Raw genomic sequence first — 12,376 nt, 5'->3', positions numbered from 1 at the left:
TGGTATACTTAATCAAAAGAAATGCCCTTTTTGTTTTCCTAAAAGAAAATTATTCACAGTTATGCTTATAACGGTCTGCTAATATTTTCTTTTGATGAGGAAAGTATTAATAGCGTTCGTCTTAGTCATGGTTTTTTCCTCGTTTCAGGTTTTAGGTATAGCCTCTAATCAGTCAGCGTACTATGTGTGGACTAGCTCTCCTCAATATTCGATACTGCCAGGGTCACAGTTCGTGGAGACACTTCCCTCAAACTATTCCATACCTTTCGCGGTGCTTCTTAACTTCACCAACTATTCGTCTCTCATGAGCGAGACCCAGAATATAGTTTACCATCAATCGCCTTACCTCTCTTCGGGAAAGTTCAGGGAATATTACTATCCGTCTACGTCGTATAAGAATTCCCTGGTGAATTACCTTAAGTCCTTCGGCATAGAAGAGACCGGAGACTACGGGTTAATTCTAACCTTCAATGGTACTGCAGGACAAATAGATAGAGCGTTCAACACATACATAAACGTCTACTACTATCCTTACAAGGACATCTATTGGTATCATTTAGTTGGAATCACTGACATAGGACCTTTCTATTATTTTACCAATAACGTAACTCCTTCCTTGCCTTACAACGTCGGCAAGTACGTCTTGGGAATAGTAGGGATAGACAGCGTAGATCCAAAGGTATACCCTGCGATGGAAGAAGCTTGGAAAGTGGAGATGGTTCATGGAGCCCAAAACCCAGGGATAATATCAAACGTCCTTGTCACTCCATCAGTGATAGCTAACTACTTTAATTTCACCAAACTTTACGACCAAGGTTTTCTAGGAAAGGGAATGAAGATAGCGATAGTAGGACAGCCTGAGGGTTACATAAATGAGAGTGACGTATACACTTTCTGGCAGGATTTCTCCATTATACCTCACACTGGAAAGCTTCAGGTTGTCACGCTTGGGACAGAAGCTCAAGCTCAGTCGGGTGAAAATGAACTCGATGCTGAGTGGTCCGGAGTCTTCGCTCCTGCGTCAAACGTATACGTGGTATTCAGCAACGGTTACGTAGGAGGGCCAGCTCTAGTGGGGAACTTGCTGAATTATTATTATGAGTACTATTACATGGTGAACTATATCTATCCACAAGTCATATCAGCTTCCGTTACTGTACCCGAGTCATTACTTAGCGCGTACTACCCTGCTATGTTATACATGATACACAATGCAATGATACAAGCTGCGGACGAGGGAATTTCGGTATTGGCTGCGTCAGGAGATTGGGGATTCGAGAGCGATCATCCACCACCTAACTTCCACATAGGTACGTATAACACGATATGGTATCCAGAAAGCGATCCCTACGTCACTGCAGTAGGAGGGATTTTCCTTAACGTGACCGAGAACGATACAGTGTATAGTGCCACTGGTTGGGACTATAGCACAGGAGGTATCAGTACAGTCTTCCCTGTACAGACCTACGAGTTGACATCCCTAATCCCATTCACTCCACCCATAGGGAGAACGTATCCTGACATAGCTTTCGTGTCCGCAGGAGGATACAACATCACAGAGTACGGTTTTGGTCTTCCTCTGATCTATCAAGGACAGCTCTTCTTGTGGTATGGGACAAGCGGTGCTTCACCTATGACTGCAGCCATGGTTGCTCTCACTGGAGAGAGACTAGGTGCCCTGAATTACGCCTTGTATCATATATCGTATTCGGGAATCATTGTCACACCAAAGGGAATAGTGCAGGGACTACCAGCGTGGATCCCTGTAACTGAGGGTAACAATCCTCTGCCTGCATATTACGGATGGAACTTCGTGACCGGTCCAGGGACATATGACGCATACGGTATGGTTCATGACTTGAGACTATACAACGAGATTTCTGGTACGTGACAAGTTAATACTTCTTTTTAGAAAGGTTTTTCTCTTTTCTTTTTTCATCTTTATTTTCTATATTGAGGCGATGTGAATACATAAGAGAAACGTACCTTGTATTCATACTCTTATCTCGTAAAATATTTCAAGTTTAAGCCATAGGAGGTATATATAAAAATATATTTCTATAATTACATTATTACAAAAAGGTAGAAGGACGATTGATTTAAATTTGTTCAATCAACATCAAACCTTTTTGAGGAACTACATGGAAACTCATATAAAGACGGAAAAATAGAATTAAACTATTAACTTTAGAATATTCTTAATTTTATTCTTATATATAGAAATATTTTTGTGTATACATTTTTAATTTCTACTAAATTAAAAGGAATCAGTTCTCGTCTGCTTTATGCAGAGTAATATAGAGCTGTTTGAAAGCTGGTTCCTTGCTTATAGGATCAGCTTTCCAATCCATCAGTGCATTGGCTAAACCCCAGTGAAATGGCATGTAAAGGACTCTCCTTTGAAGTCCTTTAGACACTTTGACTCTTGCTAAGAGGCAGTTCTCTCTACTTCTTATCTTAACTAGATCACCGTCCTCAAGCTTGAATTCTTTGGCATCCTCAAGAGATATCATTACAACGTCTTTAGGAAGATTTGTCAACATGTTCAGTTTCCAACTCTTTCCAGTTTTCGTAGTCGTGTTCCATTGAGTTGATAGTCTTATTGTAATTAAATTGAATGAATTATAATCTAAATATTCTAATAGATCTACATTGAATCCTTTAGTTCTAACTTTCCCTGGTATAAATTCACGTCTGTATCCACCTCCTAGCGATGAGTAATTAAGATCCTTTAAATCTAACATTGTGTTTCTGAATATTTCTTTCATCTCTTGAAATATATCTGATGTAGACGAAAACTCCATGTTCTCAGCTCCCAGTAGAAGGCCTACTTCGGACAGTATTAACCAGTCCGGCTTCGCCTCTCCTGGAGGACTGTTCATAGTAGGTAAGTACGACACTGTTTTGTCTCCTGACGTGCAGATGCCGTCCCTTTCTCCCCATCCTGCTGCAGGCAATATCACATCAGCCTCCGCGGCAGTCTCGGTCATGTGCACATCCTGGACTATCACCGTGTCGATATATGAAAGGGCGTCCTTGAAACGCCTAGACTCCGGAACAGAAACTACAGGGTTCGTGCCTATAATCCATAATAACTTGATTTTTCTATCTTCAACTAACTTGTGCAAATCCGTTATCGTCCAATATTTTCTAGATACTGTGTAACGAGGGACTCCCCAAAAGTCCTCTACGAACTCGACGTCTCTCTCGTTATCTACATACCTGAAACCAGGAAGCATACCTGCTAGAGCACCCGCTTCCCGTGCTCCCATAGAATTATGTTGACCTGTTAACGGTAAAATTCCTCTACCATTTCCATAGAGATTTCCTGAAATTTTAGCTAGAGTGATTATTGCAATCCCCGTATCAGTTCCATTGATAGTTTGGTTAACTCCCATACCCCACATGAAGAGTGTCCTGTTTTCTAACAAATTGGCTAAGTCTCTAATGGTTTCCTCGGGAACTCCTGTTATCATTGATGCCTTGGAGGGATACCATCTCTTTGCGAAATTAACGAATTCTTCCTTTCCTTCCAGTTCAGAGAGATCCGCATCTCCATGTTCAATCAAAGCACTGGCTATGCCAGAAATCAAGATTAAATCTGTTCCAGGTCTTATATGAACATGTATATCGGCGCTTTCTGCAGTATCGGTAATTACTGGATCCACAACTACGACCTTAGCCTTTTCCCTGTTTTTTCTCTTTAGGATTCTATTCCATAGTACAGGAAAATTAGAAGCAGGGTTCACCCCTATGAGTAGAATGTTCTCTGCTTCGTCTATATCGTCATAATCAGCTGTAGGCAATGGGGTACCCAGAGAGAATTTCAGAGCTGAAGCTGCGCTCGACATACAAAGCCTAACGTTTGAGTCGAAAACCCCTGTTCCTATTATACCCTTCCCTAACTTCGTGGCTACGTACTGGTCCTCCGTAGGGATTTGTGCTCCTATATAGAAGCCCACAGCGTTCTTACCGTATTTCCTGATTGTTGACTTTATCTTGTCAGCCACCTGATTTGTCGCCTTTCTCCATTCCACGTTTTCGAAATTGATCATCGGAGAAGTTAATCTCTCCAACTCTCTTATCTCGGGCAAGATCGAAGCCTTTATGCACATACTTTTCCTGTTAGTTATGTAATCAGCCCCTCTAACACCGTTCTCTGACACATCTATACCACAACCTACGCCACAGAAAGGACAGATAGTTTTCATTAGAGAGTTTATATTTATCTATAGTCTTTAAGAATTACCCTTTTCTGTCTAAAAAGTTTTTATCCATCATTATAGAACATCGTCACAAATAAGGCTGGAGATAAGAGAACGTAAATTGTTTACATTTATTTTGTCTAAATAGTTTAGATTAATTAGATAAAAAGACATGTACTCTCTCTGTTTATTTCTAAAATCTGAATATAATTTTTTATTAGTAAAAAATATAAGGAGAAGACTTTCCTCTATGGCTGTCAAAATAGTAGGAGGTAGGCTGGAATTTAAATTCATGAGTTGAGATCTCCTTCTATTGTGTAAACAAGCCTAAATCTTAAGCTCCAGAGATTTATAATTATAGAAATAAATTTTTCATTCAAATAGCCTGAAATATTTAAAAGTTATATTGTTCAGTGTGATTTCTGTGAAAAATTGGCTGGATTAAATGGTAAAGGAGTTTTACCTATTTTCGCAAGTACTTTATCATTTTTTGCTACGTTTATGGCATGGACCGCTTACGGTCCTTTAGGCCCTGTCTTTAAGAAAGACTTTGGACTCTCGTTAATCCTTTTAGGCATCATCATAGGCGCGCCTAAGGTATTGGCTCTTCCAACCAGATATATAGCAGGATACATGTCAGACAGGATAGGAGCAAGGGTGACCATGATTATATTCCTTGTTTTGTCAGTAGTAGCTCTCTTCGCGACTTCCTTCTCTAGTTCCTTCGTTCAGTTCTTGATAGCTGCATCATTGCTCGGAGTCGCAGGAGGAATATTCCCTATCGGGATAGCATACGTGGATAGAATTTATTCTAGCAATATAGGGTCTTTACTTGGAATTTACGGCGGAATAGGGAATGCAGGGAGTGCATTCTCGGGGATTTTAGTGCCTATTCTATTTGAGAGGTTCGGGTTCTCTGGAGTCTTCATAGCCCTATCTGTAATCCTGGTTTTACCTTTGATACTGACTATTTTATCTCCGTCAGACATTAAGGAGAACGAAATCAAGGATAGGAAGGTCTCCTTTAAGGACAAGATAGGATTCGTAGGATACACAGCAATTGCCATATCGTTCTTGATAAGTACTGTTATAGCCAGTAAGTCTCTCTACATTGAAGCTTCATTGGAATTCGGATTGACCTCGCTCATTATCCTAATCACGTTCTTGTTATACGGGAAACAAACAGGATTGCTTTCTTATGTTTATTATCTAACTTTCGGCGGATTCTTGGCTGTAGGACTATGGATACCTACAGTCTTCGTATCTGTATTCAAAGATTCTCTCCTAGAGGGGGGAATAGTCCTTTTCTTCTCTGTGATATCAGCAGCTATTTTCAGACCCTTGGGCGGTTTGATTGGAGACAAGTTAGAAGGGAAAAAGGCTTCTGTAGTAGGAGTAGTTCTGGTCCTAGTAAGTTCTATCATGGCTAGCATAGGACTTGTTGAGAAATCCTTACCCTTATCGATAATTTCTTTCATTTCGCTAGGATCTGCACTCAGTTTCGCAAACGGAGCAGTGTTCAAGCTGGTGTCTGAAAGTTACTCTATAAAGGATGTCGGTAAGGCTTCTGGAATAATAGGGGGAATAGGAGGCTTCGGAGGATTTTCGATCTCAGCAGGAATAGGAATAACCGGATCTATTGGGATATCGTTAGTGCCTCTTATTTTCGTTCCGCTTTCAGTGATAGCAGTTTTCGCTCTATTAGGATCCAACTCAGTGATGAGATTAAAGCTTCCGAAAACACAAGAAGCTGAGGAGAGAAGCAACTCAAAGAAAAGGTGATGTGAAAAATAAGTTCTTCTTGAAGAATAGATAATGTTTAACTTAAATGAATTATCAATTGATTTTAATTCTGTTTTCCTCAATCTTATTCTTTTTATAAAGTTATAGTACAAGAAGAGACCAAATATCTGTCATTATGATTAAAAAGTATACATTATAATCACGATAAAACTTAAATGATTTTTTTAAATTTAAATCAATTATGAGGTTTGCGGATAAATATAAGGTGTATTATCCTCAAAGGTTTAAAGGTATCTATACAAGTAGAGGAGAAAACGATCTGGTCTCAGTCAGAATAAGACAAAAAGAAGGAAGGGATCCGAGCAAATGGACTAGCAAGCAACTAGAAGCTTTGTGTTCCATATCCGACACGTATGGAAACGGGAAAATACACTTCACCACAAGAGGAGACATAGAGCTTTACGGAATCCATGAGCCAGATTTAACTCACGTCATTGACCTTTTGGATAAGGCTGAACTAGATCCCAGGGATTCGTGTGGAGCTTCCGTGAGGAACGTAATGCCTTGCCCTTCCTATCTCTGCCCGCTTGCGAGAACGGATGCAGTCTCGGTCTCTAAAAGGATATCGAGGAGGTTCCGTCACAATCCTCAGTACGAATATCCGCTGTTGCCTAAGCGAGTAAAGATAACAGTCTCAGCCTGTGACAAAGGGTGTGCCACTCCAGGCATAATGGATGTTGGAATAGTAGCAAATAAGAACGGTAAATTCGATGTTTACGTTGGAGGAGGCGTGGGAGATCACGCTTTTCAGTCGGTTAAATTATTTGAAGGAGTGAGCGAGAACGATCTCGAGAAAATATCAATAGCGGTAGCTGATCTCCTCAAGGCGGAGAAGGAAAAAAGGGGGTTCAAATGGGTCGTGAACAAATACGGTCTTCAGAAGACAAAGGAAATTCTGGAGAATATGATGAAAGACATTAAGGTAGAGGACTTCCATGAGGAAACAGAAAGGATAGAAGCCAAGAGGATTTTGAGGTTTCAAACTAGAGGTGGATGGTTGAGCTCAGCAGAGGTCAGAGAAATAGCAAAGATGAGTGAAGATAACTTCGATTTCGTAGTACTTTTCAACAAACAAGTGCTCGATGTACCCGTAAAAGGACAAGTAAACACTACCTTAAACTATCAGGTAATTAGACCTGAAGAATACGGAGATTTAAAAGGAGATGTTGAGTCGTGTATAGGCAATGATTTTTGTCCTCCTGCAATAGTTTCCACCAGTACCGTAGCAGAAGGAGTATCCAAGGTGTTGAAAGAAGAGGGTTCCAAGTTAAACGTGAAGATAAGCGGGTGTTCCCATTCGTGCGGAAGGCATCAAATAGGGGAAATAGGACTAGGTGCATCTATGAGGGACGGGAAACCCAGGTTGAAAATATTTATTGGAGGGGATAATTTCAGACTGGGACAGGAGGTAGGAGAGGTTGATGCGGACATGTACGCAGAGGTGATTCGCAGGCTAAGTAAAGTAGAAGACATGGTAAAGAGCCAGCGGACTGACCAGATAATTTCTTTGCTCGAGGATATTCCATCGTTTACAAGAATTGATTAAAAAAGTTCAAAAAGTATTTTACAATAATTAAAAGATAACTTCTCTACTATTGACAACGTAGATTATGATTAAAGTAATAAAAATGAGGATATATACAGCAGTGTTTCAGCAATTTTTCATAATCCTTTGCTTCAAATCTTCTTGTTTCTCCATAAGTAGTTTATCCTTAAATTTAGATAATATCCAATCTGTCATTTATAAAGAATATATATACTACTTATACAGTGAAGTAACAATGGACAAGAAAATAGTCGGAATAATAGTTTTAGTTCTTATATTAATTTCTTGGACTATATTTTATCTTAATAAAATTAATATTAATAACTCCTCTCAACCTAACACCGTGAATTATTATGCACAAGTCTCTAATTTCCTGATGTCTAAAAACTTAGTCTCTGTCTATCCTTCCAATGCTAACCTAACTCAGCTTTTGATGACACCCAGGATAGGGATAGTCACCGCTATGGCTATGGAACAAGCTCCTCTCCTAGCTCAGACGAAAGTAAACGCTGTGGTAAACATAAGTGGATACACTTTTTATCTAGGTGTAATGAAAGGTCATAACGTAGTGCTGGTAAGGAGCGGAGAGAAGGAGTATGCATCCACAATGGCTACCACGTTAATGGATACTTATTTCAACATCCAAGCTGCACTCCTCTCCGGGACTGCAGGGTCGAGAAATCCGAACGTAGTCGTGGGAGACGTAGTTCTGGGTGCATATGCTGTGGACAAGAGTAGCATACACTACCATTTGTCCCACTTAGGAAACGAGAGTTACAGCTATTCTGAGACCCCTTATACGGGAGTAGAGATCGTGAATGTGACTGCCATCAATAATTCTGTGGTAGGAGGTTTCGGTGAAGCTCAGGACACTCCTTCTAATGCATCAAATTACGGATGTGGATTCGGTGTAGATTACTCTTATACCTACGTCGAGGCATTACCATCGTCCCTTGGACTTCTGAAGCTAGCTGAGTCATATCCTTATCCTATGACAATCCCTGACTCCCAAGCTACAGGGATGAACGTGACGGGTAATATCAGAAATGAAATAATTGCTGGTGTGATTGGGTCGGCGAACCAATGGACCGAACCGCTATTCTGGATGGCTCAACAGAACGCGTTGTACCAGACAGATGCAGGGGAGAACGAAGGTATGGGATTCGCTTACGTTAATACGCACTTTCAGATTCCTTGGTTAATCGTGAGAGGTATCTCCGATTCGCCCTGGTACCCATCTGTGTATGAGGGAGTGCTGGCTGCAGATAGAGCTGCAAACGTGACGATGTGGGTAGTATCCCACTTCAACTCGTCCGTGAAAGGACTACATGACACCGCAAGTTTCTATTCCCTTTCGCCCCAGTCCAACGCTAGAATCCACGGATACATCGTCGCGGATAAAGTTTACTATACTGACTTTAACGTCACATTGATTTCTTATACAGCGCCTAACGGAACAACGATTAACGATACTGATCCAGACTGTATACAAGAATATTCATATCCTAAAGAATGATAATATAAGGACTCTTATTTTTTCCTTTCCTTACTATTAGATTTACGTGAGAATCGTCTCCTTCTTAATACTGAATATTAAATGCGTTTTGCCCTAGACTTGAGCGGGGCCATTCCTAGGTTTTAGCATGAAGCTTCATTTTCCTCAGATATTAAAGGAACTAGTTATGTTTGTGTTTTTATATTCATCAAACTATTTGCTTAAAAGGTGTTATGTTAATAACTAATGTCAAGTTAGGAGGAAGATTATCTAACATTTACGTTAACTCAGAGGGGATCATAGAATGTATTAACTGCAACAGGAGAGATGGGCAAGTAATTAACGCGGAGGGAGGAGCCCTGACCTTACCTTTTGTTAATTCTCACGTTCATCTCTCCCAAGCCTTAACCTTGGGATATAACAGGAAAAACGAGACCGGTAAACTTATTGACGGTCTCGCTCTCCTGAGAGATGACGTACTTCCGCGTGTTACAATCGACGATGTAAAGAGAAGACTTGAGAAGATTCAATTAATCATGTTCATGAATGGAACATTGTATGTTAGAGACCATGAACCAATTTTAAATGGAAATGCAAGAAGGTTGATTACGATACTTCACGAAACTTCTTTAATTAAGGTTCAAGTTGTTGCTTGTCCTAGTCCCTCCCTTTCGTTTTCTGATAACGAGAACGAAATGGAGAGAACCTTGGAGGCCGGTGCAGACGTGGTTGGAGCAATGCCACACGGAGAGGACAGGGAAGGCGGACTTAAGTCCATTTCAAAGGTATTTGACATAGCTCAGAAATTCAATAAGCCAGTTGATGGTCATATAGACGAGATTGACGATCCGGAATCTGACTTTTCTTTCTACATGGTAAGCGAAGCTAAGAGAAGATCTTGGGGTAAAATGACGACTCTAAGCCACATGGTATCCTCCCAGTATCAAGGGGCCATGTTCCGTAACTTATTGCTCAGGATGAAGGAAACTAAAGTCTCGGTAGTGATTAATCCAGAGACAAACCTTCACCTTCAAGGAAGATATACTGAGAGGGAAGTACCGAGAGGCTTGGCTCCTCTTCAATTATTGCTCTCTCAAGGAATAAACGTATCTCTAGGAAGATAACTGTTAATTTAGGTGTTATCGAAGGAGGAAGGGTCCCTACGATGGTTCCAGACTCTTCTTTTGCAGAGCTTGACATCAGACTTCCTCACGGGACCCCAAAGGGAATAGTTGAGAAACTCAAAGAATGGTGCGAGATCAAGTTCGTGACCTATCCTAACTATTACATGGGAAAATGGATGGATAACTTCGAAAGTTCAGCGATTAAGTCCGGAATAAGTTTGATGAAAATTATAGATCCTGCTGATAACGACGGTAGGCTATTCAGAGAGAGGAATTCCTTCGCTCTGTTACGGGCCTGGTTCTGAGTTTAATTCTCATATCTACAACGAATATGTAGAAATTAAGGGACTGGAAAGAGTCTCGTCAGTGTATTCCACATTTCTTGACGGTGCACTTCATGAGCTTGAAATCTAAGGTAAGGGAAGCAGCACAAATTCTAAAAGAGAATCAAGTTCCCCTATGGCTTTTCGCTGATGATTCCCTGTTTACTTTAGAAAGAAATTATTTAGCAAGGTTTGGGCTTTCGTAGGTCACGTATCGGAATTCGATGAGTGGACGTATCTTCAAAGGTATATAGGGGACGTCCCTGTTATAATCACAAAGCATCAAGGAAAGATAATGGGGTTTCTTAATGTGTGTCCCCATCGTGGAGCAAAGATAATTAGGGAGGATGTAGGCAAAGGTGAAATCCTACGTTGTCCATATCATGGTTGGACTTTCAATATGGAAGGAAAATTCCTTGGGGCACCAATGCAAAGAGGCATCTATCAGGGTGTTGATACCAGCAGTTTCGGGATGTTTCCTATAAGGTGTGAAACGTACAAGGGACTTGTTTTCTGCACAATAGATTCCAACGCAACACTTGACGAGTTTCTGGGTGACATGAAGTTCTTCATAGATATAGTTGCGGGAAGAAGCGAGGGGTTAGTTTTCTCCTCTCCTCAGAGGTGGATAGTGAGAGTCAACTGGAAGACAATAGTTGATAACTTCATCGGAGATTCGTGGCATTTCCTCACAGCCCATGGCTGGTTAGGAGAGGTAGGTCTCGGCATACAAGACCTTAAACTAACGTCAATAACAGGGGTAATTAGGGTCAAGGGAGGACACGGAGTGCTTTTCACCGGACCTTCAGCAGACGATTACCCTGACATTCCCAGACCACTTTTCTATCCACTATGGTGGCCTAACTTAGTGGAGAAAGCAAAAGTTAAACTAACACAGAGAGAGTTCGATGTATGGAAGAAATATGGTACATATGAAATGTTGGGACACGTATTTCCGAACATGGCGTTTGGAAACGTTGCTTACACTATAGACAGTGAACCTCCGGTTCCAATATTAACGTTCAGGTTATGGAGACCCATATCAACTTTCGAAACTGAAATATGGACGTGGTTAGCGTTTGACAAGGATGAACCAGAGAACCTTAAGAAGAAAGCTATTGACACATTTTTAAGACTCTTCGGCGCTGCCGGTTCTGTAGAACACGACGATGTTGCCATGTGGGAGTCCATGACTGAGAACTCTAGTAAGTTATCCTCCTTGAACTTGAAATTGAAATATTACGGGGGGATGAACCAGAGTCCTACCCAATTTGAGGGACCCGGAGAACTCTATTATGGAGGAAATAATGAAGGCAATACAATCTCTTTCTTCAAGGAATACCTTAACTATCTCGAAGGTGAAGAACTTGATGATATGTAGCGAACTTGATTGTAAGTTGAAAGACTCAGTAGTGAATTTTCTGGTGAATGAAATGAAATTGCTCGAGGAGGGAAAATGTGAAGAATGGCTTACCCTTCTCACGGATGATGTATCTTACACCATGGAAACCACTTTGAATTCTCTGCATACAAAAGTCGAAGGGAAAGACATTTCTATTTTTAGAGATAACAAAATGTCTCTTTCCATTAGGTGTGAGAAATCAAGGACAGCTTATGATTGGATTGAAACTCCTCCATCCAAGGTTAGGTACCATCCTTCAAAGGTAATAATAAAGGGAGACCAGAGGGAGGTAGAGGTTGAAACGTCTTTGTTAGTCTATGTTTACAGAAACGGAAAGTCTCAAGTGATCTCGATGTTAAGGAAAGATACTCTCTCTTTCACAGATGGAAAACTCATGCTAAGAAGGAGAAAGATAGAGTTCGACGCCGATATTCCTGATGTAGTGTTTTCGAGAATATTATGATAGTTAGAAAAAACC

9 protein-coding genes and 1 pseudogene are annotated in these 12,376 nt (G+C 40.7%); 9 read left to right on the top strand and 1 reads right to left on the bottom strand.

Features of this window, described 5'->3' with window-relative positions:
• Nucleotides 1-94: 94 nt before the first annotated feature.
• Entirely contained in the window at nt 95-1,891 is a 1,797-nt protein-coding gene (locus tag IC007_RS10770) for a S53 family peptidase (protein ID WP_149528751.1), read from the top strand.
• 376 nt (nt 1,892-2,267) lie between these two features.
• On the opposite strand, the gene IC007_RS10765 is transcribed toward IC007_RS10770, so the two are convergent.
• A complete protein-coding gene (locus tag IC007_RS10765; protein WP_084739889.1) occupies nt 2,268-4,211 on the bottom strand; it encodes a molybdopterin oxidoreductase family protein in 1,944 nt (647 codons plus the stop codon).
• A 426-nt stretch (nt 4,212-4,637) separates the two neighbouring features.
• On the opposite strand from IC007_RS10765, the gene IC007_RS10760 reads away from it, so the two are divergent.
• The 8 genes and pseudogenes from IC007_RS10760 to IC007_RS10730 all read left to right on the top strand — a co-directional run bounded on the left by IC007_RS10760 (nt 4,638) and on the right by IC007_RS10730 (nt 12,361).
• Nucleotides 4,638-5,987 carry an MFS transporter gene (locus IC007_RS10760; RefSeq protein ID WP_156303837.1) on the top strand — a complete coding sequence of 450 codons (1,350 nt, stop codon included), beginning with the start codon at nt 4,638-4,640 and terminating at the stop codon, nt 5,985-5,987.
• A gap of 202 nt (nt 5,988-6,189) precedes the next feature.
• The gene (locus IC007_RS10755) at nt 6,190-7,554 is read left to right on the top strand and encodes a ferredoxin-like domain-containing protein (RefSeq protein WP_054846599.1); all 1,365 of its coding nucleotides are present in this window, start codon (nt 6,190-6,192) and stop codon (nt 7,552-7,554) included.
• 235 nt (nt 7,555-7,789) lie between these two features.
• Nucleotides 7,790-9,070, top strand: a complete 1,281-nt coding sequence (locus tag IC007_RS10750; protein ID WP_162302136.1) for a 5'-methylthioadenosine/S-adenosylhomocysteine nucleosidase family protein — start codon at nt 7,790-7,792, stop codon at nt 9,068-9,070.
• Nucleotides 9,071-9,282: 212 nt separating this feature from the next.
• On the top strand, nt 9,283-10,173 hold the full coding sequence (locus IC007_RS10745) for an amidohydrolase family protein (RefSeq protein WP_149528749.1): 891 nt from the start codon (nt 9,283-9,285) through the stop codon (nt 10,171-10,173).
• Between the two features lie 41 nt (nt 10,174-10,214).
• Nucleotides 10,215-10,478, top strand: coding sequence for a hypothetical protein (locus tag IC007_RS10740; protein WP_054846595.1), 264 nt, complete (start codon nt 10,215-10,217; stop codon nt 10,476-10,478).
• A gap of 223 nt (nt 10,479-10,701) precedes the next feature.
• A pseudogene (locus IC007_RS14090) lies at nt 10,702-10,920 on the top strand (Rieske 2Fe-2S domain-containing protein); the annotation flags it as partial.
• Nucleotides 10,897-11,877 carry an SRPBCC family protein gene (locus tag IC007_RS10735; protein ID WP_054846594.1) on the top strand — a complete coding sequence of 327 codons (981 nt, stop codon included), beginning with the start codon at nt 10,897-10,899 and terminating at the stop codon, nt 11,875-11,877. The pseudogene IC007_RS14090 and the gene IC007_RS10735, both read left to right, overlap by 24 nt.
• The gene (locus IC007_RS10730; protein WP_162205019.1) at nt 11,867-12,361 is read left to right on the top strand and encodes an aromatic-ring-hydroxylating dioxygenase subunit beta; all 495 of its coding nucleotides are present in this window, start codon (nt 11,867-11,869) and stop codon (nt 12,359-12,361) included. The genes IC007_RS10735 and IC007_RS10730 overlap by 11 nt, the downstream gene beginning before the upstream one ends.
• The last annotated feature ends 15 nt before the right edge of the window (nt 12,362-12,376 follow it).

Source organism: Sulfuracidifex tepidarius (assembly GCF_008326425.1).
GTDB classification, from domain to species: Archaea; Thermoproteota; Thermoprotei_A; order Sulfolobales; family Sulfolobaceae; genus Sulfuracidifex; species Sulfuracidifex tepidarius.
The sequence above is the reverse complement of the archived record's forward strand: the minus strand, read 5'-3'. Positions and strand labels throughout refer to the sequence as shown.